Here is a 22,518-nt window from a genome sequence, read left to right on the forward strand (position 1 = left end):
TGCGTTGGCGCGTCGAGCGAACGTCGCCGCGGTGCGAGTCAGTATATGTGAAACCGGTTTCAGCACCATCCTAGGGATTCCCCTAAGACCCCGGCGTGCCTACACTGGCGCGATGCTGATCACCGAAACATCGGAAGCGCAAACGCAGCACGCCGCCGGCGAAAACGCGCCCGCGGTGCATCACCTTCGCCAGACGCTGCTCTGGCCTTTGCGCCTGATGCCGACGGCACAGCCGCGCCACGCGCATCGCGGCCCGTGGCAGGTCTTGCGCGATCTCGGCGATGCATCGCCATGGCGCGAAGAGATCGACGAATACACCGGCGGCAGCGATCGCTTTCACGAGCGGCACTACAACGAGTTCGTGAGCTTCCTGCCCTACGTGCAGCGTTTTCTTTACGGCGACGGGCGCAAGGGGCAACAGGGCGGCGGCACAGGCTCCGGGAGCGATTCGCCGATGCGCGTATTTCGCCGCAGCGATGTGGCAGCCGTGCGGGTGGTGGCGCGATCGGGCGACGCGCCCATCACACTGAAGATGGTGCACGTCGATCTCTACTTCTTCTTCGACGTCGACGTGGTGATCCTCAACATGGAAGTCGGGGCCGACAACCTCAGCCTGCCGCAAGCGCAGGAGATCCTCTATCGCTTTGGCCGCGCATACCCCGGCGGGTGGGACGCGAAAGGCGCTGCGCTGCATTGCATGCACAGCGTCGAGTGGCTGGCCGCGGATGGCACGGTGTTGTCAGCCTCCGACGCGCAGCAGCGCGAGCCCTTCCTGTCTCACGTCGCGGAGCACCGTGCGCCCCGCATTGCCGCGCATTGGGCGTGGCTGATGCGGCCGCTGGTGATCGATCATTCCGATGAGCACGGCGAGTTGCGCTATCGGCAGATCGAGTACTACCGCATGCCCGTGATGGCGTATCTGGCGCTCGATGATCCGAGACGGCTGTCGCGTTCCGATTTCATCCGGCTCGCCCTCGTTTCGGGCGCGGCGGAGCCCGCGGTGTCGGGCACAGGCCCCCTGCCCTTGCCGGACGATCTCATGGTGGATTTCGAGCAGCGCTATTGCTACGACCGCTTTTGGGTCAACGCCGGAGCGGCACCGAACACGCGCTACCTGTGCAATGGCCGCGCGCTCATCGTGGTGGGCCAAGCCGATTCGGAGTTTTTCTGCTGCCGCGACCGAGGCGTTCTGGCGCAGTTTCGTCACCAGCACTTCCTGCTGTTCCTCATCGCGCATTTCCAGAAGGCGGCGCTGCTGATGTATTCGGACAAGCTCGTCGAAGCATTGCGCAACCTGGACATCCACGACATTGCCAGCGTCAAGCGATTCAAGCGTGCGATCCGCGGGAGCTTCGAAGGCTTCCTGCGCTTCACGCATCGCTACTGGTTCCACGAAATCTCCGAGCAGGCACAAGTGCGTGCGCTATCGCATTTGTGCACCACGCACCTCGGCCTCGATCCGCTCTATGACGAGCTCAAAGAGCGCATCGCGGACATGAACACCTACCTCGAAGCCGACAGCCTTCGCCGGCAGGCCAACACGGTCGTGCGGCTCACGGTGGTGACCTTGTTCGGTCTGATCGGCACCATCACGACCGGGTTCCTCGGCATGAACCTCCTGGCCGAAGCGGATTCGCCGATGTGGCGCAAGCTGCTTTGGTTCGGCGTGACTTTCGCGTTCACGACCTGGCTCACGGTCTACACGATGGTGAAATCGCGGCGGCTGTCCGACTTCATCGACGTGCTTTCCGACGAACGCCACACCTTCCGCAGCAAGCTGGGCGTGCTGGCGAAGGTCTGGCGACAAGGCTCCGACTGATGTTCGACTTCAACTCGCTGCCGGATCCTTGATCCGGGGCAGCCACACTTCGATCGAACCGGGATCGGCCGTGATCGCCCTCGGCAGCAGCTTGATGACCCAGGGTTGGCCCGTGGGCGACGCCGCGGTCCGGATCAGTGCCTGCGCACAAGCCCGTGACGACTCCTCGCGAATGACCACCGTCGGGTCGGGATGCCCCACCGGCGGCGAGCGGCCCGCACGCCGCGAAGTGCTCAGCACATCTTCGATCGGCGGTACAGAAGCGCCCAACGCGCGCCAGGGACCTCGCCACGTGCGCGCCTTGTCACGCAGTGCAGTGCCGTAGGTCTGGATGTAGATCACCGCGCCGGCACAGACGTCCGGAGGTGCTGGCTCAGGCGTGGCGGGCGACGACGAGCCGTACGATGGGACGCCGTTCGCCGAATCCAGCGGCGGCGTGGCCGAAGGCGCAGGCTGCGGGGGTGGCGGGGATGGCGGGGCCGCGGCCACCTGTACTTTGTCGCGCAATTCCGTCACCACATCGCGCACCCATGCCGCGATCGGCCACGGCTCGGGCAGGATTCCGCTGCAGTTCTGCTTCGAACCCGTCTGGCCGCTGTAGTCGCGTGCCCAGTACAGCGGTGCGCACGGAGGCGCTTGCGCCGGCTGGAGGCAGTCGATGCCATTGCCCGGATCGAGCAATCGAGCGCATGCGGGCGAGCGCTGCGGCAACGCCTCGTTGAAGCAGGCTTGCTTCGCGTCGTCCACCATCCGCACGGACAACCGGAACTTGGCCATGAAGTTGTCGCTGCCTTCCCTGCACAGCAGATCGCCCGTGCGAAGCAATTCGGCCGCCAGCAACGCAGGCGCGTCGCCCGTGGCGTTGCCCGAATGCAGATGCGCCCAACGCTCGGTGAGGTCCTTGAAGGCTGCGTTCTCGGCCTTCTCCTGGTCCGCGCGCTGTACGCGCCAGCTGTCGATCCCTTGCCAGGCCGCTACGCCGAAGGTTGCAGCCGTGCCGATGCCGATCGAGGCGGTCACGGCGCCCGCCCTGAGCACTCGCGCCTGCAGGCGGCTCATCGATCCGACAGCGGCCGCCGCAGTGCTGTCCTTGTCGTCGCCCTTGGCCGGATGCGCCGCGGCGTTCGGCTGACCGTCGTCGGGCACGAACAAGCCAGGCGCGCCCATGGCCACGTGCGCAAGCATCTCGTCTTCGAGCCTGTAGCCGATCTCCGCGCCCAGGCGGAAGTAGCTCTCCCATTGCGCCTCGTCGAAGAACTGGTCCGTCGTCGGCTGTTGAGGAAACAGCGGATTGGCCGCCTTGAAGTTCACCAGATCCACCGGCAGCGAAGCCGACACGTTGGGCTTGACCAGCACGATCTGCCCCGTCGCCCCGCTCGCATAGCGCACTTGAGCCAATGCGAGGCAGGCCTGGCTGCTCGGCGACGACAGATCATTGAGCGAGCCAAAGGCTTCCAGGTGCGTCCATTCCGCGCCGGGACGCGGCTTCATGAAAGTGATGTCTGCATTGAGGTCGATGCGCGCACGCCGGATGAGGACCTCGAGGTCGCAGAAGCGATATTCGGGATCGGCGCCGCAATCCGCGATCACGATCAACGCGGCTTCCTGGCGTAGCAACGTATAGGCGCCGGTGTTCTCGAAGTGGCCGCCGTCGCTCAGGTACCAGTTGGTCGAACTGCTGCCTGGAAATGCGCCAAAGCACTCCAGGAGCAGGAACCGCGTCTTCATCAGCAGCGGACTCGCATGCACGACCGCCCCACGCTGTGCGATGCCGGCTTCGGCGCTGTTCCACCAGTAGCCGAGCCGGAGGCCCGCGAACACCGACAACGCGGCAAGCCCGCGCTTGGTCAGGCGGCCCATCGCCGGTGCAAAGGCCGCGCCTGAGATCGCCATCCACGCGCCGAGCGTGAGCGCGCCATCGCCATGCGCCTGCATCCACTTCGCGCCACCGGCCTGCATCCAACCCTGCGGACCGATGGTCAGCGGCTGGCTCTTGCGGTCGCGGTTGAAGAGCCGGTCCTTGGTGTCGTGCGTCTGGTTGATGCAGACGTTCGCGAGATGCACGGGCCCGCCGTGGGTCTGCGGTGCATATGCGTGCTGCGAGATATCGTCATGCGGATCGACCTCGCCCACCGGCACTTCCGGTGGCTCCAGCCCCGACACCTGATCGGTCGGACTGGCGCCGAGACGCTTCGCATTGGCGGCGCCCAGATAGCCCCGGACGATGCGTGCCTTGTAGAACATGTGCAACGACGACACGTTGAGAAAGGCAAAGTTGCGCCCTGTCACGAGCGCGTAGCTGCCGATGATCACCGCGATTGTTCCGAGCCAGGCCCAGCCTCGCGTGAACTGAAGTCCCGCGGGCGTAAACACGGGGAGCAGCACCGCCACGTAAACCACCGACACCCACCAAGCCGCAAGGCAGAAGGCCAGGACAAGCCCCAGCAGGCTTGCCAGCGTCAACACGAGCGTCTTGCCGACCCCGGGGATTTCCTGCCGGTGCGACAGCAGCATTGGCAGCACCCCCCGCAGCGCCGCGGCAACCACGAACAACGCCGCACCGTATGAGACGCGCTGCTGCTGGTCTTCGGCGGCCAACCACCAGGCCGTGCGGTCGAGAAGGCCCAGCATCACGATCAGCAATGCCGTGTTGATCACCGACGCCAAGCGGTCCGTGAGTTCATTGCGCAAGGCCGCCGCGTTCTTTTTTCGGCTGTAGTACAGCACCCAGAGCAGTGCAATCACCCAGCACAGCGCAAAACCCACGAAAGCGGGCGCAATCCACAAGGGTCCGCTGAAGCGCTCCACCAGCGGCCCGCCGATCCAGCACGCGCCCGCGCCGAGTGCGAGCCACATCGCGATCTGAAGAAGCATCGACGAAGCAGACGGCTTGTCGCGCACCGACCAATACGCGCATGCCAGCACGACAGACGCAAGGAAAGGCCCCACGAGCGTGAACCACAGCGTCGGCCATAACGTGGCCCACTCCACCAGCAATCGCAGGTACTGGAACGAATCGAGTTGGGCCACGCTGCTCACCACGTCGGGCGGCACGCTGTTGAGATCGACCGCGCGGAACACCGCGTCCCACAGCAGCAGGTTGGTCGCAGCCAGCACCATGCCGATCAGGCTCGCCGCGATCGCGAGTTCGATGTGCGTGCCCAGCAGATTGCGAAGATAGAGCGCGCCCGCAAAGAGCGAGTCGCGCAGGCCGCCGGGGATCAGGTAGCGGCCATTGGCGCGCAGCCACCATCCGAATCTGGAGCGATCGACATCGCCGAGCGCGCGCTCGATCTCGCGCACTTCGTCGGGACTATTGGCATTGGTACACAAGCGCCCCAGCGTCCCGCCGATGTAGCCCCCGCCCGACACCGTCGAGATCAGGTCGAACTTCAGCAGTTGCCGATGGCTGGCCAGCGCCTTGAGAAGCCCAAGGCAAAAAGTGGCGCTGCGAATGCCTCCGCCGGAGAGCGCCAAACCCCAGGGCCGTCGTCCGTCATCGTCGCCATAGAGTGCGCGGCGACGCTCGGCAACCAGCTTCTGGATGGTCTCGTCCATGCCGCTCCTCGTCGTGTGGATTGCAATATTTCATGGTTGACGCCGTGCATCAATGGCTCTAACGGCCTATGCCGGAGCGCAGGGTGGTGCTCGCCAGGTTGGTTAAGCTCCGCACCCAATGCAACCACTCCTCTTGCCCCCAGAATGGCCTCGCCGCGCGTTTGCGAGCCTGCTGATTGCCTTCTGCGGGCTGCTCGCCAGTTGCGCAACGCACGGCGCCTGCGAAAGCCCTTACGCGGCATCGCCGCAATTCGACTGCTGTGGCTTTCGAAATCCGCCCAATCCAGACGCGTTACCTACCCAAAGCCAATGGAAGATCTGGTCGCGCTTTCTCTTTGAGACCAAGACTGGTGCAGTGCCGGTCGATCCCATTCCGGTTCGACCCGTCACCATCGAAGAGCTCGAAGCACTGGACCCCAAAGCCAATCATGTGATGCGCATCGGGCATTCGTCGAACCTTCTCAAGCTGCATGGCAAATACTGGCTGACGGATCCGATGTTCAGCGAACGCGCTTCGCCCTTCCAGTGGATCGGGCCGCACCGTTTCGAGAAGCCGCCCATCACACTGGAGCAACTTCCACCCATCGAAGGGGTGGTTATCTCGCATGACCACTATGACCATCTCGACGCCGGAACCATCGAGTACCTCGCGCTGCGCGTGCAGCGCTATTTCGTTCCGCTTGGCGTGAAGGCGCGGCTCATTGAGCTCGGCGTCCCCGCGGATCGCATCACCGAACTGGACTGGTGGCAGACCCGCACCCAAGGCGGCGTGCAAGTGACGGCCACGCCCTCGCAGCACTTCTCGGGGCGAACCATCAATGACCGCGACAAGACGCTCTGGGCTTCATGGGTGGTCCAGAGCGGCGATCAGCGCATTTACTACAGCGGCGACTCCGGCTATTCGAAGCACTTCGCGCAGATTGGCGAGCGCTTTGGCGGCTTCGATCTGGTGATGATCGAGAACGGTGCCTACGATGCCTATTGGCCCTCGATTCACATGACACCCGAACAGGGCGCGCAGGCTTTTGAAGACCTGAACGGCAAGGTGCTCTTGCCGGTGCACAACAGCACCTTCGATCTCGCGTTCCACACTTGGCACGACCCGCTTGACCGCATCGCGGCCACGGCAGAAGGCAAGCACATCGTCCTGGCGACGCCGACACTCGGCGAAGTGCTCACGATCGGCCAGCCGCGGACCAACGTCCGCTGGTGGCAGGGCTTGCGTTAGCGGTCCTTCATCACCTTCAGCGGCGCTGGCGCTCGCGGGCGCGCCGCACCTGCCGGCTCTGCGATGCGTGTTCAGCCGCGCGCGCCTGTGCCGCCTTTTTCTCGCGCCGCTTGCGCGAAAGCCAGCGGCCGAACATGAAGCTCCCGAAGCCGCTCACGACCGCTATGAAAAGTCCGATGACGCCGGCTTCCATCTTTTTCTTTCGTGACTGGGGTTACAGCACGCGCGCGATGCTCGTGGGCTTGAAGCCCAGATCCGCTGCCTTGCCCTTGCGAGCACGCGTGGCGCGCGCGTTGTTCAGCGTGCGGATCTCCAGCGTCTCTTCACGTTCCTTCGCGCCGCGACCGACGCCTTCGATCTTCACGCTGCGCGTGTAGGCCGCCGCGCCCGCGAGCGTGTCCTTGGCTTCCAGGTCGATCAGCGTGAGACCGCGGCCGCCCTTCGGCAGTGCCTTGAGTTCGGCGATTTCGAAGGTGAGGATGCGTCCGCCCGTCGACGCGCAGGCGACGTGCGTCGCCGCAGGCATCGGCTCGGCGCCACCCGCGCCGCCCACCAGCGAAGGTCTGCACAACTGCTCGCCCTCGCCCACGTCGATGAAGGCCTTGCCGCCGCGCTGGCGCGAAATCATGTTCTCCACGGCGGCAATGAAGCCGAAGCCTCCCGTGCTCGACAGCAGCAGATTGGCGCCGAGCGGCCCCGCGAAGTAGTGCGCCACGTGCGTGCCGCTTTCCAGATCGATCAGCGTGGTGACCGGTTGGCCGTCGCCGCGTCCGCCCGGCAGCGAGGCCACCGGCACGCTGTAGACGCGCACGCTCTTGTCCTTGGCCGTTCCAAAGACGAGCAGCGTGTCGACCGTGCGGCACTCGAAGGCGCCATACAGCGCGTCACCCGACTTGAAGCTGTATTCGGGCGCGGCGGCGCCGGCCGCACGTTCGCTCGCCCAACCCTTCTGCGTGCGGACCCAGCCCTTCTGCGAGACGATCACGGTGACCGGCTCGTCGATCACGCGCACCTCGGCGACTGCGCGCTTCTCTGCCTGGATCAACGTGCGCCGTGGGTCTTCGAAGTTCTTTGCGTCGGCTTCGATCTCCTTCACCAGCAGTCGGCGCAGCGCGGCCGGGCTCCCAAGGATTTCTTCGAGCTTCTTCTGGTCTTCGCGCAGCCCTTTGAGCTCCTGCTCGATCTTGATGGCCTCGAGCCGTGCGAGTTGGCGCAGGCGGATTTCAAGGATGTCTTCGGCCTGCCGATCGCTCAGGTTGAAGCGCGCGATCAATGCAGCCTTCGGGTCCTCGGCCGCTCGGATGATGGCGATCACCTCGTCGATGTTGAGCAGCACCAGCTGCCGCCCTTCGAGGATGTGGATGCGGTCCAGCACCTTGTTGAGCCGATGGCGCGAGCGCTTCTCGACCGTGACTTCGCGGAAGGCGATCCACTCGTTGAGCATCTGGCGCAGCGACTTCTGCGTCGGCTTGCCGTCGATGCCCACCATCGTGAGATTGATCGGCGACGAGCTTTCCAGCGAAGTCTGCGACAGCAGCGTGCCGATGAATTCCTCCTGGCTGATGCGCGAGGTCTTGGGCTCGAACACCAGACGGACGGGCGCGTCCTTGCTCGACTCATCGCGCACGACATCGAGCACGGCCAGCACGGCAGCCTTCAACTGCGTCTGCTCGGCGCTCAAGGCCTTCTTGCCGGCACGCACCTTCGGATTGGTGATTTCCTCGATCTCTTCGAGTACCTTCTGCGTGCTGACGCCGGGCGGGAGTTCGTTGACCACGAGTTGCCACTGGCCGCGCGCGAGGTCTTCAATCTTCCAGCGCGCGCGCACCTTGAGCGAGCCCCGGCCGGTGCGATAGGCCTCGGCGATGTCCGCCGCACTGCTGATGATCTGCGCGCCGCCCGGATAGTCCGGCCCCGGCACGAAGCCCAGCAGTTCTTCATCGCCGAGCTTGCCGTTGGACTTGATCAGCGCCACGCAGGCGTCGGCAATCTCGCGCAGGTTGTGGCTCGGGATTTCAGTGGCCAAGCCAACGGCAATGCCGCTCGCGCCATTCAGCAGCGCAAAGGGCAGCCGTGCCGGCAGCAGGCGCGGTTCCTCGGTCGAGCCGTCGTAGTTGGGGATGAAGTCGACCGTGCCTTCATCGATCTCGTCGAGCAGCAAACTGGTGATGCGCGCAAGACGGGCTTCGGTGTAGCGCATGGCCGCGGCGCCATCGCCGTCGCGGCTGCCGAAATTGCCTTGCCCGTCGACCAGCGGATAGCGCTGCGAGAAATCCTGCGCCATGCGCACCAGCGCGTCGTAGGCCGCCTGGTCGCTGTGCGGATGGAATCGGCCGAGCACGTCGCCGACCACGCGCGCACTCTTGACGGGCTTGGCGCCCACGGTGCCGTTGGCGCCGCCGAAGCCCAGGCCCATGCGGGACATCGAATAAAGAATGCGCCGCTGCACGGGCTTCTGTCCGTCGCTGACGTCGGGCAATGCACGGCCTTTGACGACGCTCAGCGCGTATTCGAGGTACGCGGTCTGCGCATAGTCGGCCAGCGTCAGCGCGCTGTCGTCTTCGGGGCTCTGGAAATCGAGCGTCGGTTGGGAGTCCATGGAGAGATCAGGAAAAACAGGAAAAAATTGATAGCAGGGTGAGCGGCCTCGGCGTGCTCACCCCAATGTGGAAACTTGCGAACTCATTGCAACGGAGAACCCGCCGGCTCGGGCAAGGCCGGCATCACCGGCCTGTCACGTGCGTCGGGCGGCATATTGCCACGGCCGAGCGCCCCACCCGCCGGCACACCCATTTCCATGCGAATGCGCGACGGCGCTTTGCCTCGGCCGACCGCAGCCGAAGGCTTGAGATAGGCGTAAAGCTGCAACACGGTGGTCACGTAGTTCTGCGTCTCGGGATAGTTGGGCACCCTGTTGCCCGCACGCTGGACGGCGCCCTCGCCCGCGTTGTAGGCGGCCAGCGCCAGCTCGAGCTGTCCGGGGAACATGCCGAGCAGGTCGCGCAGGTAGCGCGAGCCGGTGGCGATATTGATGCGCGGATCGAAGAGCTTCTTCTCGATCGACGATCGCTTGTCGGCCGCGACACCGTAGCGCTCGGCGGTCGCCGGCATCACCTGCATCAAACCGAGCGCGCCCTTGGGCGACACGGCCTGCGCATCGAAGCCTGACTCGGTGGCAATGAGCGCCTGGAGCAGTTCGTAGTCGATCGAAAGCTGGCGCGCCGACTCGCGCATCGCGCCCTGCGCCGTCTTGTAGCCGGGAGACGATTCGAACATCGCCAGCAACGCCTGGGATGCGCGCGGCACCTTGCCGTCGATCGGGCGCTTGCCGGCGCGACCCCACATGCCAATGCCATTCGCGGTATCGAAGCTCTGCCCGCCACGAAAGAAAAGCTGATAACGGCCGTCGAGCTTCTCGGATGCGAAATGCCCCACGCCTTTGTCGTCGACGTAGCCGTAGATGTCAGCCGCCCGCGCCGGTGGCGCCAACACGGCCAGCCCACAGGCCAGCAACATCGACAGCAAAGACATCCGCATGGGAACGACCATCCGCCACTATGAGGTCGTGCGACCCCGCCAGGCCGTCCGCAACGTCACAAATTGTTCGAGGAGGTCACACATCGATCTCGACGTCGTCTGCGCGCAGCTCCATCAGTTCCCGGCGCGCGGCGGCTTCGCCCTTGCCCATGAGCTTGGTGATCTCGCCCTGCGTGCCCAGCACGTCGAAACGCCCGAGGCGGACTTGCAGCAGCCTGCGGGTATCGGGGTTGAGCGTCGTTTCCCACAACTGCTCGGCGCTCATTTCGCCAAGGCCCTTGAAGCGGCTGATGCTCCATGCGCCTTCGCGCACGCCGTCCTTGCGGAGCTTGTCGAGAATCGCGGTCAATTCACCTTCGTCCAGCGCATACACCTTGGAAGCCGGCTTCTTGCCGCGTGCGGGCGCGTCGACGCGAAAGAGCGGCGGCTTGGCCACATACACGTGGCCCGTTTCGATCAGCTTCGGAAAGTGCCTGAAGAACAGCGTCAGCAACAGCACCTGGATGTGCGAACCGTCGACGTCCGCATCACTCAGGATGCAGATCTTTCCGTAGCGCAGGCCGGTCATGTCGGGCGTGTCGTCCGGCCCGTGCGGATCGACGCCGACCGCCACCGAGATGTCGTGGATTTCGGTGTTGGCAAACAGCCGGTCGCGCTCGACCTCCCAGGTGTTGAGCACCTTCCCCCGCAGCGGCAGGATCGCCTGGCTTTCCTTGTCGCGGCCCATCTTGGCGCTGCCGCCAGCCGAATCCCCTTCGACGAGAAAGACTTCGTTGTGCGCGATGTCCTTGCTCTCGCAGTCGGTCAGCTTGCCCGGCAGCACGGCCACGCCGGAACCCTTGCGTTTCTCGACCTTCTGGCCGGCCCTCTGGCGCGTCTGCGCAGCCTTGATCGCCAGTTCAGCGAGCTTTCTGCCGTAGTCGACATGCTGGTTGAGCCACAGCTCCAGCGCCGGCCGGACAAAGCTGGACACCAGCCGCACCGCATCGCGCGAATTGAGCCGTTCCTTGATCTGGCCCTGGAACTGTGGATCGAGCACCTTGGCCGAGAGCACGTACGAAGCGCGCGCAAAGACGTCCTCGGGCAGCAGCTTCACGCCCTTGGGCAGCAGCGAATGCAGTTCGATGAAGCTTTTGACCGCATTGAAGAGACCATCGCGCAGGCCGCTCTCGTGCGTGCCGCCGGCGCTGGTCGGGATCAGGTTGACGTAGCTCTCGCGCACGGGCTGGCCGTCTTCGGTGAAGGCGACGCACCAGTCCGCGCCTTCGCCTTCGGCAAAGTTGTCGGCGTTCTTGTCCGCATGTCCTGCGCCTTCGAAAAGGGGAATGACAGGGTCGCCGTTGAGCGTCTGCATCAGGTAGTCGCGAAGACCCCCTTTGTAGAGCCACGTCTGTGTTTCCTTGGTCTTTTCGACCACGAGCGTGACGGTGACGCCCGGCATCAGAACAGCCTTGCTTCGCAGGAGATGCGTGAGCTCGTTGATCGGGAGCGCCGGCGATTCGAAGTACTTCGGATCGGGCCATGCCCGCACCGTGGTGCCTTGCTTGCGGTCACGCGGGCCGTCGCCGTTGGAGGCGGCCGCGACTTCCTGCGGGCGCACTTTCAGTTTGTCGATGACGTCGCCGGCGGCAAAAGCGATCTGCGCGACCGAGCCCTCGCGGTACGACGTCACTTCCAGCCGCTTCGAAAGCGCGTTGGTCACCGACACGCCCACCCCGTGCAGGCCGCCGGAGAAGCTGTAGGCGCCGCCGGAGCCCTTGTCGAACTTGCCACCGGCGTGCAGGCGCGTGAACACCAGCTCGACGACCGGCGCCTTTTCTTCGGGATGCAACCCGAATGGAATGCCGCGACCGTCGTCTTCGACGCTGGTCGAGCCGTCGGCGTGCAGCGTGACCTTGATTTTCTTGCCGTACCCCGCGAGCGCCTCATCGGCGGCGTTGTCCAGTACTTCCTGAATGATGTGCAGCGGGTTGTCGGTGCGGGTGTACATGCCCGGCCGCTGCTTGACGGGCTCGAGCCCCTTGAGGACGCGTATAGACGCCTCGCCGTAACTGCCTGGTTCCTTGCTTGCCATGGCGCGGGATTCTAGGGCTCGCGCCCGACAGCGCGGTGGCGCATCAGTCCGATGAGCAAATATCAACAATCGCATCGCGTTCGCCGCACACGCGCGATGCGCCTTTTCGGTACATTGCCCGGAATGACTTCCTCCCCCACCCAGCCTCTCAGCGTCAAGCAGGTTCTCATCTGCGGCGCCATGATCGTCACGATGTCCATGGGCATCCGGCATGGGTTCGGGCTTTGGCTGCAGCCGATCACGCAGGAAAACGGATGGTCGCGGCAGGCCTTCTCGCTGGCCATCGCCATCCAGAATCTTTCCTGGGGCGTGATCGGCGTGTTCGCCGGGATGCTGGCCGACAAGCTGGGGGCCTTCCGCGTCCTGCTGGCCGGCGCCGTGCTCTATGCGCTGGGCCTGGTCGGCATGGCCTTTTCGACTTCGACCTTCATCTTCGCGCTGACGGCCGGTGTGCTGATCGGTGCCGCGCAGGCCGGCACGACCTACGCAGTCATCTACGGCGTGATCGGCCGGCAAATCGCGCCCGAGCGGCGCTCCTGGGCCATGGGCGTGGCCGCGGCCGCGGGCTCGTTCGGGCAGTTCCTCATGGTGCCGGTCGAAGGGCTGCTGATTGCCCATCTCGGCTGGCAGACCGCACTGGTGGTGCTCGCAATGATGGTGCTGATCATCGTGCCACTGGCCTTCGGCCTTCGCGAGCCGCGCGTGGCGGCGAGTTCCGTGCGCCGCAGCCAGACCATTGGCGAAGCCATCCGGGAAGCCCTCAAATATCGGAGCTTCATGCTGCTGACCGCCGGCTATCTGGTTTGCGGCTTCCAGCTGGCGTTCATTGGCGTGCACATGCCGAGCTACCTGCGTGACAAGGGCCTGCCGCCCGAAGTCGCGAGCTACGCGCTCGCGCTGGTCGGCCTCTTCAACGTCTTCGGCACGTACACCGCCGGAGCGCTCGGCGCGCGGCTGGCAAAGCGCAAGCTGCTCGCAGCGATCTACATCGCCCGCGCGCTGGCGATCGCCTTGTTCGTGGTCGTTCCGATCTCGCCCCTGACGGTGTATGTCTTTGCGAGCGTGATGGGGTTCCTGTGGCTGTCGACCGTGCCGCTGACGAGCGGCATCGTGGCGCAGATCTTTGGCGTGGCGCATCTCTCCATGCTGGGCGGCGTCGTCTTTTTCAGCCACCAGGTGGGTTCGTTCCTGGGGGTGTGGCTTGGCGGCTATCTCTACGATCGCACCGGCAGCTACGACGTCGTCTGGTACATGGCCATCGCGCTCGGCGTGTTCGCGGCGCTGATCAACCTGCCGGTGAAGGAAGGCGCCATCGTGCGCCCGGCGGCGCAACCGGCCTGAGAGCGCCATGCGAAGCCCGAACCGCGAACGCCTGATCCACGCCGGCTGGCTCGCGGCAGCAATGGCCGCGCTGGCGGGCGTGTTCGCCCTCTATACGCGCCCCGCGTTCCTCGTGACCCTGATCGACCAGCTCTGGGCTTGCTTCTGATGCCACCCGATCACCACTCGCTGGCCCCGTTGCCCTGGATCGTCCGCTGGTCGTCTTTGCTGGCGCCGGGCGCTACCGTGCTGGACGTCGCCTGCGGTTCGGGCCGCCATATGCGCTGGTTCGCCGAACGCGGCCATGCGGTCACGGGTGTGGATCGGTCGCCGGAAGCGGTCGCGACGGCGGCACCCTACGGGCGGGTTCTTCAGGCCGACATCGAGGAAGGCCCGTGGCCTTTCGCCGGACAGGTGTTCGGCGCAGTGGTCGTTACCCGGTATCTCTGGCGTCCGCGGCTGCCAGATATCGTGGCAGCCGTCGCGCCGGGCGGGGTTTTGCTTTATGAAACCTTTGCGCAAGGCAACGAAACGGTCGGCAAACCGTCCCGGCCCGACTTCCTGCTGAAGCCCGGCGAGCTGCTGGCCGCTTGCGCCGACCTGCAGGTCATCGCGTATGAAAACGGCTTCCTCGCCTCGCCCGATCGCTTCGTCCAGCGCATCGCGGCCGTCCGTCCGGAGCCGACGGCGCCGGGCGCGCCATCGCGGTATCCGCTCCAGGACCCGTAGGCTCGCGGCCCTGCTCACCACGGGCAGGTCCTGAGTCGGGCGCCGCGGCGGATCAGTAGAATGCTCTCTTTTCGTCCAACCGACAAAGAGATCCCCTTGGAGCAACTGACAGGCAGCATCGTCGCACTGGTCACGCCGATGCTTGACGACGGCAGCGTCGACTATCCCGCACTGCGCCGACTCATCGACTGGCACATCGACGAAGGAACGGATTGTCTCGGCGTGGTCGGAACCACCGGCGAGTCCCCCACCGTCGACGTCGAAGAGCACTGCGAAATCATCCGCGTCTCGGTCGAACAGGCCCGGGGCCGCGTTCCAGTCATGGCCGGCTGCGGTGCCAATTCCACCAAGGAAGCCATCGAGCTCGCCAGGTTCGCCAAGGGCGTCGGCGCCGATTGCCAGCTCCAGGTCGTCCCCTACTACAACAAGCCGACACAGGAAGGCCAGTTCCAGCACTTCAAGGCCATCGCCGAAGCTGTGGGTGACCTCCCGATCGTGCTCTACAACGTGCCAGGCCGCACCGTCGCCGATATGGCGCACGACACCGTGCTGCGCCTCGCGCAAGTGCCCGGCATCATCGGCATCAAGGAAGCGACGGGCAACATCGAGCGCGCCCAATGGCTGATCCGCGAAGTGCCCAAGAATTTCGCGGTGTATTCGGGGGACGACCCCACCGCCGTCGCACTGATGCTATGCGGCGGTCAAGGCAACATCAGCGTCACCGCCAACGTGGCGCCACGCAAGATGCACGAGCTTTGCGTGGCGGCAATCGCCGGCGACGTGAAGCGCGCGATGCAGATCCAGTTCGAGCTGATGCCGCTGCATCGCCATCTCTTTGTTGAACCCAACCCCATTCCGGTCAAGTGGGCCATGGCACGGCTGGGCCTGTGCGGCGGCGCGTTGCGCCTGCCCCTGACCGAGCTTGCCGAAGCCGGCCGGCCGGTCGTGGAGGCAGCCCTGCGCGCCAGCGGCCTCCTCAAGGATTGACCCATCTTTACTGCGCTGTTTGCGAACCCGGCAACCTTTTGCCCGGACTGCGCTCTGAAACTGCGGGCGCTGCAGCCCATCGATTGAGCTAAACATTCCTAGAAGGAAGACGACGTTGAACACCATTTCGCGATTCGCACTGCTGGCGCTGGTCACCAGTCTTGCCGCTTGCTCGGTCCTCGAAAGCGACAAGATCGACTACAAGAGCGCCGGCAAGGCACCCACACTCGAAGTGCCGCCCGACCTGACGCAGTTGTCGCGCGACAACCGCTACGTGGTGCCCGGCGGTGCCGTCACCGCCAACAGCTACCAGGCAGGCCTTGCCAATGCGCCGAGCCTTCCGACGGCCGTGAGCTCCGTGGGCGACGTGCGCATGGAACGCTCGGGCACGCAGCGCTGGCTGGTCATCAACCGACCGGCGGACCAACTCTGGGAGCCCGTCAAGGACTTCTGGCAAGAGAGCGGCTTTCTGCTCACCACCGAGCAGCGCAACCTCGGCATCATGGAAACCGACTGGGCCGAAAACCGCGCCAAGCTGCCGCAGGACATCATCCGCAGCACGGTCGGCAGGTTCATGGATTCGGTCTATTCGACCGGCGAACTCGACCGCTTCCGCACGCGCATGGAACGCACGCCGACGGGCACCGAGATCTTCATCAGCCACCGCGGCATGCAAGAGGTCTACAGCACCAACACCAAGGACCAGACGGTGTGGCAGCCGCGCCCGAGCGATCCTGAACTCGAAGCCGAATTCCTCCGCCGCCTGATGGTGAAGCTCGGCGTGTCGCAAGAGCAATCGAAGGTGCTCGCCGCGGCTGCCGCCCCTGCGCAAACCGCCCGCGTCGCGAACGTCAGCGGCCAACCGGTCGTGCAAATCAGCGAAGGCTTCGAACGCGCATGGCGCCGCGTGGGCCTGGCGCTCGACCGTACCGGCTTCACCGTCGAAGACCGCGACCGCAGCGCCGGCACCTACTTCGTCCGCTACGTGCCGCCGAAGGCAGACAAGAACGAGGCGGGCTTCTTCGGCAAGCTGTTCACCTTCGGCTCAAGCAAGTCCGAGGCACCGCTCAAGTTCCGCATCCTCGTCAAGAGCCAGGGCGATACGAGCACCGTGTCTGTGCTCGACGGCACCGGCGCACCGGACAGCACCGCCAACGCGCAGCGCATCGTCCAGGTCATCGCTGACGACCTGAAGTAAAGCCAGGCTCGCATGCTCCGCTTCCGCAGCCTGGGCAGCGGCAGCACCGGCAACGCCACGCTGGTCGAAGCGACCAGCGGCGGCCGAACGTCACGGCTCCTGGTCGACTGCGGCTTTGCGCTGCGTCACCTGGACGCCCGCCTCGCGCACGCCGGCGTCGCTGCCTGTGACATCGACGCCGTTTTCATCACGCATGAACACGGCGACCACATCGGCTGCGCGCACGCGCTCTCAAGGCGCGAACGCATTCCGGTCTGGATGAGCGAAGGAACATGGCTCGCCACCGGTGGCCGCGATTTCCAGGGCCGCCTGAACCTCGCAAGGGACGGCCTCGAAATCGTGATGGGCGATCTGCTCGTGCAGCCCTTCACCGTGCCGCATGATGCGCGCGAACCGCTACAGCTTCGTTGCACCGATGGCGCGCGCAGCCTCGGCATCCTGACCGATTTAGGCCATGCAACGCCGCACGTGCTGGCCCGGCTGATGCAGCTGGACGCCTTGTTGCTCGAGTTCAACCATGACAGCGAAATGCTGGCGGGCTCTGCATACCCACCCTTTCTCAAGATGCGCGTCGGGGGCAACTACGGCCATCTGTCGAATATCGCCGCGGCGGCCATTGCGCGCGCGGTGTGTCATCCGGGGCTTCGGCATGTGGTTGGCGCTCATTTGAGCGAGCAGAACAACAGGCCGGACGTCGTGCGGCGTGCCATGGCCGAAGCTCTGGGTGCGAGCGAACACGAGATGCTCACCGCCACCGCCGCCGAAGGCTCGCCCTGGCTGGATCTCTGACGATCTGATGGACTCGCTCTGAAGATCAGAACCCAGTCCATGAAAAAGGCCGCCCTCGGGCGGCCTTCGCATTCACGGATGGACACATCAGGGCTTGGAAGGAGCCGTTCCGTCCTGCTGCTTCTTGGCCTGATCCGTCGCCGAGTTGGCCGCGTCGAGCGCTGAAGACGAAGCGCCGGGCGTCGCTGTCGACGATGCAGCAGGCGCAGCAGGTGCAGGCGCCGGAGCGGTTGTCGCCGGAGCGKGCGTTGTTGATGCTGCTGGTGCTGCCGGTGGGACCGCAGACTCATCCTTTTTTCCGCAGGCCGTCAACGCGGCGGCGGCGATCAATGATGCGAGCAAGAGAGACTTCTTCATTACGTGGCTCCTTTGGATGAAGGTTTCGAAAATTCTAGACCCGCATCTGCACGCGGATAAGTCTCAGGCCCCGATTCGCGGCATTGGCTTACAAGCCCAGAGTCGAGGTCGGAAAGCCGGATTTCGCATGGCGAAGACACTCTTCGATACGCTCGCGAATGGCACGGCGCCCCTCCGGACTGTGCCCGCAGACACCCCGCACATGCTCAACGTCGATGCGATGCAAAAACCATGATGGCGTCCAGATGGCGCTCGGCACCTGCGGAAGACCCGGTCCATCGCAAACGCGGCAGTCGATGATGTGGCCCCACATACGGCGCCAGTGAACGAATCGCGCGTGGTGGCGCTGAAACACATCGAAGGTCCTGGCGAGCAGAACGAGACTGCGACCCGAAGACGCCCATGCCTGAAGCGCTTCGATGACCGAGCGTTCGCCGAGGGGCCAGTCGTTGAAGTCCGGATCGCTCCATACGACTTCGCGCCAATTCTGCTGCGATGCGGCCGCCAAGGCGCTGCGCAGATGAAGGTCGAACGCATCGCGACCGTCGAATGCGCCTTTGGGCAGTTGAATGGCGGCGGCGCCCTCGCTTTCACTCGGCATGGGCCCATCCTGCTTCGCACCAGTCGCTCAATAGCGCTAGCGCATCGTCGCTCGCGGCGGCCAAGTCGCGCGGGCCGAGGGTGCGCTGGTCCGCCAACCGGCGCATGAGCTTGGCATCGCGACCCGAGGCACGAAAACTCTCGCCGTTGATGTAGAGATGGCGCGCGTCATACAGCATGCGCGTGCGCCGATCCAGTGCAATGGCGTTCAGATCGGCAGGCGGCTCGCCCTGGTCGAACCAGACGGTCGGCTTGGGTTCGGTCATGGATTCGCCCAGTGCGCGATCGATCACGTCTTCATCGCGCATGACGGCAAGGACGGCTTGGCGCGCAAAAGCTTGCAGCCCAGCCGGCATTTCCGCGGGATTGGCGAGCGCAGGCTGAGCGGGGTCGCGGTAGTGCACCGCGGCTTGGCCGACTGCGTCCTGCACGGCATCGGCCTGCGCTTCGGCGATGCGCGCCAGCAGGTCGGCGCCGAGCGGCGCAGCGGCAGGCGAACGAAGACCGATCGAGTAGGTCACGCAATCGCCGCCAACCGCGACGCCATCGTGCGCATAGCGCGGCGGCAGATACAGCATGTCGCCAGGCTCGAGGATGAAAGTCTGTTCAGGCTCGAACTGCGCGAGGATCTTGAGCGGGACATCCGGTTGAAGCCGCAGATCGCGCTGACGACCGATCGACCAGCGGCGGCGACCCTGCGCCTGGAGCAGAAACACGTCGTAGCTGTCGAAATGCGGCCCGACGCCACCGCCGTCGCTCGCGTAGCTGATCATCAAATCGTCCAGCCGCGCGTCGGGCACGAATCGAAACCGCTGCAACAACTCATGCACACCCTGATGGTGCAGATCGACTCCCTGGACCAGAAGCGTCCACGCGGCTTGCTTCAATGACGGCAGCGCCCGCCGAGCGAACGGCCCGTGTCGCAGTGACCAACCGGTCTTCGCATGGCGTATCAGGCGAGATTCGACGCCCTCCTGCGCAGCCAAATCGAACAGTTGTGCCCGCTCGATTGGTGGCACCATGTCGGGCACTGCCTGTCGAATCAGCAGCGGCTTCTTCTGCCAGTGACGGCGCATGAACTGCTGAGCACTTAAGCCGCCAAGCAGGGGCAAGGGTTGATCAATCTCCATGGGAGAATTCTGCAATGGAAATCTCTGAACAATGCGTGGTCGGCTTGACTTGGACGCTGAAAGACACGCTGGGCGAAGTGCTGGACGTGCTGGACGAGCCCGTCGAATTCCTCGTCGGTGGTGAGGATCTCTTCGACGCGATCGAAGCTGCGCTGCTTGGCCATGAGCCGGGCGCCCGGGTGCAACTGCAGTTGGAGCCCGAGCAGGCTTTCGGCGACTTCAACGACCAATTGCTGTTTCTTGAACCTCGCAATCTTTTCCCCGAAGGGACTGAAGAAGGCATGACCTTCGACGGTGCGGCACTTCCGGCAGGCGTGAACCCGGACATGCCGAAAGATGTCCTCTACACAGTGAGCGAGATCTATCCGGATCACCTGGTGCTCGACGGCAACCATCCTCTGGCCGGTATCGCGATCCGGCTGGACATGACGGTGAGATCGGTGCGCGAAGCGACGGAAGAAGAAATCGGACGCGGCACAGCCGGCACCGGCTTTTTCAAGATCCCGACGACGGCGCCGGGGAATGATCTCCTGCACTGAGCATCCCCCGCAGACCATCCGCGAACCATCCGGAAACGGGCATAAAAAAGCCGGGCATTGCCCGGCTTTTTCCGTTGGACCGGACCGCTACGACGCGCTGCTCAGTAGCGCGAAATCTGGCCGTTGTCGATTCGCACACGGTCGCCGATGCGAAGGTCGCCGGGCGAAGGAACGTCGAAAGCGCGATAGCCGCCGTTGTCCGTCTGGACCGACACGCGGTAGCTTTCATACACGCGAGGCCGGTTGTTGTTGGCTTCGACGCTGTTGCCCAGCAAGGCACCGCCGACCACGCCCAGCGCGGTTGCCGCTGCGCGGCCGTTTCCGCTGCCGATCTGGTTGCCCAGCACACCACCGACCAAGCCGCCGGCAACTGCACCGCCACCAGAAGTGGGCGCGCCGGACGACTGGCTGCGGATGACCTCGATGTTGGCCACGCGACCGTATTCGACGTAGGGCCCTTGCGCCACAGGTTGCGGCGGCTGGTACGGATAGCGCCCCGTTTCATAAACCGGTTGCGGCGCCACGCAAGCGGTAAGAGCAGAAATGGCGAGCACCGAAGCGGTGACAGCCAAGAGACGGGTTGGATTTTTCATGATGTATTGCTTCCTCAAAATACGGCGCCATTGACGCGCCCCATCCATGACTTAACGTCCGGGCAGCGGCCACGATGACTGACGTGGACACATGCTGAAACTTTCGACGCTGCGGCGCGTATCGGGTTCCTGTCTTTACGCGTGGGAAACGTGTTCAAGGCAGTGCGAGTGGCTGCCTACAAAAGCGATCAGTGTTTACCGGTCGAGCCGTAACCGCCCTCGCCACGTTCGCTGGGCGGAAACTCGCCGACGACGTTGAATTGCGCCTGCACCACTGGCACGATCACGAGTTGCGCCAGCCGCTCCATCGGCTGCAGGACAAAGGGCGTGTCGCTGCGGTTCCAGGCGCTGATCTTGAGTTCGCCCTGGTAGTCACTGTCGATCAGGCCCACGAGGTTGCCCAGCACGATGCCGTGCTTGTGACCGAGCCCGGAGCGCGGCAGGATCATCGCGGCAAAGCCCGGGTCGGCGAGATGGATCGCGATGCCGGTTCCCACCAGCTGCCAGCCGTTCGGCTCAAGGGTGATGGGCGCATCCAGGCAAGCCCGGAGGTCCAGCCCGGCACTGCCCGGGGTTGCGTAGGCTGGCAGTTGGTCCTGCATGCGGGGATCGAGGATGCGAACGTCGACTTTCACTGAAGATGCCTTTGGCTTTCGGATGGGTTGGGATGGGTTGATCTACGGATTCTTGCCGGCGGCGGCATAGGCGGGGAGCCGCGAGGCGATCTCCACCACCAGCTCGCGCGCCAGCGTCAATTTGGGCGCCCTCGGCAGTTCACGGACACCATTCGCGTCGACCAGCAGGAGGCTGTTGTCGTCCTGCCCGAAGGTCAGCGGACCGATGTTGCCCACCAGCAGCGGAATGCCCTTGCGCTCTCGCTTGGCCTTGGCGTGCTCGAGGAGGTTCTCACTCTCCGCCGCAAAGCCGACGCAGAAGAGTTCGCCACCCTTGGCTCGTTTGCCCTGCGCGACCGTCAAGAGGATGTCCTCGTTCTCGACGAAGTGCAGGACGGGCGGCTTGCCGCTGCCGTCCTTCTTGATCTTCTGCGCGCTGTGAGAAGCCGGACGCCAATCGGCCACCGCCGCGGTCGCAACAAAGACCGATGCCGTCGCCACGGAGCGGAGAGTCGCTTCGAGCATTTCCTGCGCGGATTTGACGTCGACACGCTGCACGCCGCGCGGCGTCGGCAGATGGACCGGTCCGGCCACCAAGGTGACTTGGGCGCCGGCATCGCGTGCTGCCCGTGCGATGGCGAAGCCCATTTTTCCGGACGAATGATTGGTGATGCCGCGGATCGGATCGAGTGCCTCGAAAGTCGGCCCGGCGGTGACGACCACGCGCTGGCCCGAGAGCACCTTGGGCTGGAACTGCGCGACGATTTCTTCGAAGAGCTGCTCGGCCTCCAGCATGCGTCCATCGCCCGTTTCGCCGCACGCCTGCCAGCCGTTTCCGACCCCCAGCACACGCGCACCATCGGCGTCCACCTGGCGGAGATTGCGCTGCGTCGCCGGATGGCCCCACATCTCGCGGTTCATCGCCGGCGCGATCAAGAGCGGCACGCGATCCATCGGCCGCGCGAGGCACATCAGGCTCAACAGTTCATCCGAGCGCCCCTGCACTAGCCGCGCGATGAAATCCGCGCTCGCGGGCGCCAGCACGATGGCATCCGCCTCGCGGCTCAAGTTGATGTGCGGCATGTTGTTGAGCTCGCGCGCATCCCACTGCGAGGTGTATACAGGCCGCCCCGACAGCGCCTGCATAGTGACCGGCGTGATGAACTGCGTCGCCGCTTCCGTCATCACCACCTGCACGGTCGCGCCCGCCTTCACCAGCAGCCGGCACAGCTCGGCCGACTTGTAGCAGGCGATCCCCCCCGTCAGTCCCAAAACGATGTGTTTGCCCGCAAGTTCTTGTTGCATCAAAGCAGTTTAATGCCGCCCACGCGCGCCGCACTGGGTGTTCGCGAGGGCCGCCGCGCGCGGCCGCCCGAAGCGGCCGGCCCGCCCCCGGCAGGGGGTAGGCGCAGCGACACGCAGTGCGCGAAGCCTGGGGGGGAGCCT

General features: G+C 64.9%; 20 protein-coding genes. 9 read left to right on the forward strand and 11 right to left on the reverse strand.

Going from position 1 to position 22,518, the window contains the following annotated elements:
- Positions 1 to 112 precede the first annotated feature (112 nt).
- A complete protein-coding gene (locus tag AC1DSF_RS05290) occupies positions 113 to 1,819 on the forward strand; it encodes a hypothetical protein (protein ID WP_478123809.1) in 1,707 nt (568 codons plus the stop codon).
- A gap of 9 nt (positions 1,820 to 1,828) precedes the next feature.
- Here the strand turns inward: AC1DSF_RS05290 and AC1DSF_RS05295 are convergent, their stop codons facing one another.
- Positions 1,829 to 5,377 (reverse strand): patatin-like phospholipase family protein, encoded by a 3,549-nt coding sequence (locus AC1DSF_RS05295; RefSeq protein ID WP_478123810.1) that lies wholly within the window; start codon positions 5,375 to 5,377, stop codon positions 1,829 to 1,831.
- A 118-nt stretch (positions 5,378 to 5,495) separates the two neighbouring features.
- Here AC1DSF_RS05295 and AC1DSF_RS05300 point away from each other — a divergent pair, with 118 nt between their 5' ends.
- On the forward strand, positions 5,496 to 6,605 hold the full coding sequence (locus tag AC1DSF_RS05300; protein WP_478182428.1) for an MBL fold metallo-hydrolase: 1,110 nt from the start codon (positions 5,496 to 5,498) through the stop codon (positions 6,603 to 6,605).
- A gap of 16 nt (positions 6,606 to 6,621) precedes the next feature.
- Here AC1DSF_RS05300 and AC1DSF_RS05305 read toward each other — a convergent pair whose 3' ends face one another.
- From AC1DSF_RS05305 to AC1DSF_RS05320, 4 genes are all read right to left on the reverse strand, one after another.
- Complete coding sequence (locus AC1DSF_RS05305) at positions 6,622 to 6,798, reverse strand: hypothetical protein (protein WP_478123812.1); 177 nt, start codon at positions 6,796 to 6,798, stop codon at positions 6,622 to 6,624.
- 21 nt (positions 6,799 to 6,819) lie between these two features.
- Positions 6,820 to 9,204 carry a DNA topoisomerase IV subunit A gene (parC, locus tag AC1DSF_RS05310; RefSeq protein ID WP_478182429.1) on the reverse strand — a complete coding sequence of 795 codons (2,385 nt, stop codon included), beginning with the start codon at positions 9,202 to 9,204 and terminating at the stop codon, positions 6,820 to 6,822.
- A gap of 83 nt (positions 9,205 to 9,287) precedes the next feature.
- Entirely contained in the window at positions 9,288 to 10,142 is an 855-nt protein-coding gene (locus AC1DSF_RS05315; RefSeq protein ID WP_478182430.1) for a lytic transglycosylase domain-containing protein, read from the reverse strand.
- Positions 10,143 to 10,218: 76 nt separating this feature from the next.
- Positions 10,219 to 12,216, reverse strand: coding sequence for a DNA topoisomerase IV subunit B (locus AC1DSF_RS05320; protein WP_478123815.1), 1,998 nt, complete (start codon positions 12,214 to 12,216; stop codon positions 10,219 to 10,221).
- 123 nt (positions 12,217 to 12,339) lie between these two features.
- Between AC1DSF_RS05320 and AC1DSF_RS05325 the strand changes: the two genes are divergently transcribed.
- The 6 genes from AC1DSF_RS05325 (at position 12,340) to AC1DSF_RS05350 (ending at position 17,239) form a co-directional block, all read left to right on the forward strand.
- Positions 12,340 to 13,557: an MFS transporter gene (locus AC1DSF_RS05325; RefSeq protein WP_478123816.1), complete on the forward strand. Its 1,218-nt coding sequence runs from the start codon at positions 12,340 to 12,342 to the stop codon at positions 13,555 to 13,557.
- A gap of 7 nt (positions 13,558 to 13,564) precedes the next feature.
- Positions 13,565 to 13,705 carry a hypothetical protein gene (locus AC1DSF_RS05330; RefSeq protein WP_478123817.1) on the forward strand — a complete coding sequence of 47 codons (141 nt, stop codon included), beginning with the start codon at positions 13,565 to 13,567 and terminating at the stop codon, positions 13,703 to 13,705.
- Entirely contained in the window at positions 13,705 to 14,265 is a 561-nt protein-coding gene (locus tag AC1DSF_RS05335) for a class I SAM-dependent methyltransferase (RefSeq protein WP_478123818.1), read from the forward strand. The genes AC1DSF_RS05330 and AC1DSF_RS05335 overlap by 1 nt, the downstream gene beginning before the upstream one ends.
- 60 nt (positions 14,266 to 14,325) lie before the next feature.
- Positions 14,326 to 15,252: a 4-hydroxy-tetrahydrodipicolinate synthase gene (gene dapA, locus AC1DSF_RS05340; protein ID WP_478123819.1), complete on the forward strand. Its 927-nt coding sequence runs from the start codon at positions 14,326 to 14,328 to the stop codon at positions 15,250 to 15,252.
- A gap of 115 nt (positions 15,253 to 15,367) precedes the next feature.
- Entirely contained in the window at positions 15,368 to 16,450 is a 1,083-nt protein-coding gene (gene bamC / locus AC1DSF_RS05345) for an outer membrane protein assembly factor BamC (RefSeq protein WP_478123820.1), read from the forward strand.
- 12 nt (positions 16,451 to 16,462) lie between these two features.
- Complete coding sequence (locus AC1DSF_RS05350; RefSeq protein WP_478123821.1) at positions 16,463 to 17,239, forward strand: MBL fold metallo-hydrolase; 777 nt, start codon at positions 16,463 to 16,465, stop codon at positions 17,237 to 17,239.
- Positions 17,240 to 17,326: 87 nt separating this feature from the next.
- Here the strand turns inward: AC1DSF_RS05350 and AC1DSF_RS05355 are convergent, their stop codons facing one another.
- From AC1DSF_RS05355 to AC1DSF_RS05365, 3 genes are all read right to left on the reverse strand, one after another.
- A complete protein-coding gene (locus AC1DSF_RS05355; protein ID WP_478182431.1) occupies positions 17,327 to 17,596 on the reverse strand; it encodes a hypothetical protein in 270 nt (89 codons plus the stop codon).
- An 88-nt stretch (positions 17,597 to 17,684) separates the two neighbouring features.
- Positions 17,685 to 18,197: a hypothetical protein gene (locus AC1DSF_RS05360; RefSeq protein WP_478123823.1), complete on the reverse strand. Its 513-nt coding sequence runs from the start codon at positions 18,195 to 18,197 to the stop codon at positions 17,685 to 17,687.
- Positions 18,187 to 19,326, reverse strand: coding sequence for a JmjC domain-containing protein (locus tag AC1DSF_RS05365; RefSeq protein WP_478123824.1), 1,140 nt, complete (start codon positions 19,324 to 19,326; stop codon positions 18,187 to 18,189). Before AC1DSF_RS05365 ends, AC1DSF_RS05360 begins: the two co-directional genes overlap by 11 nt.
- A gap of 14 nt (positions 19,327 to 19,340) precedes the next feature.
- Here AC1DSF_RS05365 and AC1DSF_RS05370 point away from each other — a divergent pair, with 14 nt between their 5' ends.
- Positions 19,341 to 19,865: an FKBP-type peptidyl-prolyl cis-trans isomerase gene (locus AC1DSF_RS05370; RefSeq protein WP_478123825.1), complete on the forward strand. Its 525-nt coding sequence runs from the start codon at positions 19,341 to 19,343 to the stop codon at positions 19,863 to 19,865.
- Positions 19,866 to 19,966: 101 nt separating this feature from the next.
- Here the strand turns inward: AC1DSF_RS05370 and AC1DSF_RS05375 are convergent, their stop codons facing one another.
- The 3 genes from AC1DSF_RS05375 to coaBC form a co-directional block, all read right to left on the reverse strand.
- Positions 19,967 to 20,458 (reverse strand): outer membrane lipoprotein, encoded by a 492-nt coding sequence (locus AC1DSF_RS05375; RefSeq protein WP_478123826.1) that lies wholly within the window; start codon positions 20,456 to 20,458, stop codon positions 19,967 to 19,969.
- Positions 20,459 to 20,646: 188 nt separating this feature from the next.
- Entirely contained in the window at positions 20,647 to 21,093 is a 447-nt protein-coding gene (gene dut, locus AC1DSF_RS05380) for a dUTP diphosphatase (protein ID WP_478123827.1), read from the reverse strand.
- A gap of 42 nt (positions 21,094 to 21,135) precedes the next feature.
- Positions 21,136 to 22,377 (reverse strand): bifunctional phosphopantothenoylcysteine decarboxylase/phosphopantothenate--cysteine ligase CoaBC, encoded by a 1,242-nt coding sequence (gene coaBC, locus AC1DSF_RS05385; RefSeq protein WP_478123828.1) that lies wholly within the window; start codon positions 22,375 to 22,377, stop codon positions 21,136 to 21,138.
- Positions 22,378 to 22,518 lie beyond the last annotated feature (141 nt).

The sequence above is a fragment of the Variovorax sp. 01N429 genome, from assembly GCF_056399425.1.

Coding starts and splice junctions, on each gene's coding strand:
- AC1DSF_RS05290 (WP_478123809.1), top strand. CDS start 113: ATGCTGATCACCGAAACATCGGAAGCGCAAACGCAGCACGCCGCCGGC.
- AC1DSF_RS05295 (WP_478123810.1), bottom strand. CDS start 5,377: ATGGACGAGACCATCCAGAAGCTGGTTGCCGAGCGTCGCCGCGCACTC.
- AC1DSF_RS05300 (WP_478182428.1), top strand. CDS start 5,496: ATGCAACCACTCCTCTTGCCCCCAGAATGGCCTCGCCGCGCGTTTGCG.
- AC1DSF_RS05305 (WP_478123812.1), bottom strand. CDS start 6,798: ATGGAAGCCGGCGTCATCGGACTTTTCATAGCGGTCGTGAGCGGCTTC.
- parC (WP_478182429.1), bottom strand. CDS start 9,204: ATGGACTCCCAACCGACGCTCGATTTCCAGAGCCCCGAAGACGACAGC.
- AC1DSF_RS05315 (WP_478182430.1), bottom strand. CDS start 10,142: ATGCGGATGTCTTTGCTGTCGATGTTGCTGGCCTGTGGGCTGGCCGTG.
- AC1DSF_RS05320 (WP_478123815.1), bottom strand. CDS start 12,216: ATGGCAAGCAAGGAACCAGGCAGTTACGGCGAGGCGTCTATACGCGTC.
- AC1DSF_RS05325 (WP_478123816.1), top strand. CDS start 12,340: ATGACTTCCTCCCCCACCCAGCCTCTCAGCGTCAAGCAGGTTCTCATC.
- AC1DSF_RS05330 (WP_478123817.1), top strand. CDS start 13,565: ATGCGAAGCCCGAACCGCGAACGCCTGATCCACGCCGGCTGGCTCGCG.
- AC1DSF_RS05335 (WP_478123818.1), top strand. CDS start 13,705: ATGCCACCCGATCACCACTCGCTGGCCCCGTTGCCCTGGATCGTCCGC.
- dapA (WP_478123819.1), top strand. CDS start 14,326: ATGCTCTCTTTTCGTCCAACCGACAAAGAGATCCCCTTGGAGCAACTG.
- AC1DSF_RS05350 (WP_478123821.1), top strand. CDS start 16,463: ATGCTCCGCTTCCGCAGCCTGGGCAGCGGCAGCACCGGCAACGCCACG.
- AC1DSF_RS05360 (WP_478123823.1), bottom strand. CDS start 18,197: ATGCCGAGTGAAAGCGAGGGCGCCGCCGCCATTCAACTGCCCAAAGGC.
- AC1DSF_RS05365 (WP_478123824.1), bottom strand. CDS start 19,326: ATGGAGATTGATCAACCCTTGCCCCTGCTTGGCGGCTTAAGTGCTCAG.
- AC1DSF_RS05370 (WP_478123825.1), top strand. CDS start 19,341: ATGGAAATCTCTGAACAATGCGTGGTCGGCTTGACTTGGACGCTGAAA.
- AC1DSF_RS05375 (WP_478123826.1), bottom strand. CDS start 20,458: ATGAAAAATCCAACCCGTCTCTTGGCTGTCACCGCTTCGGTGCTCGCC.
- coaBC (WP_478123828.1), bottom strand. CDS start 22,377: ATGCAACAAGAACTTGCGGGCAAACACATCGTTTTGGGACTGACGGGG.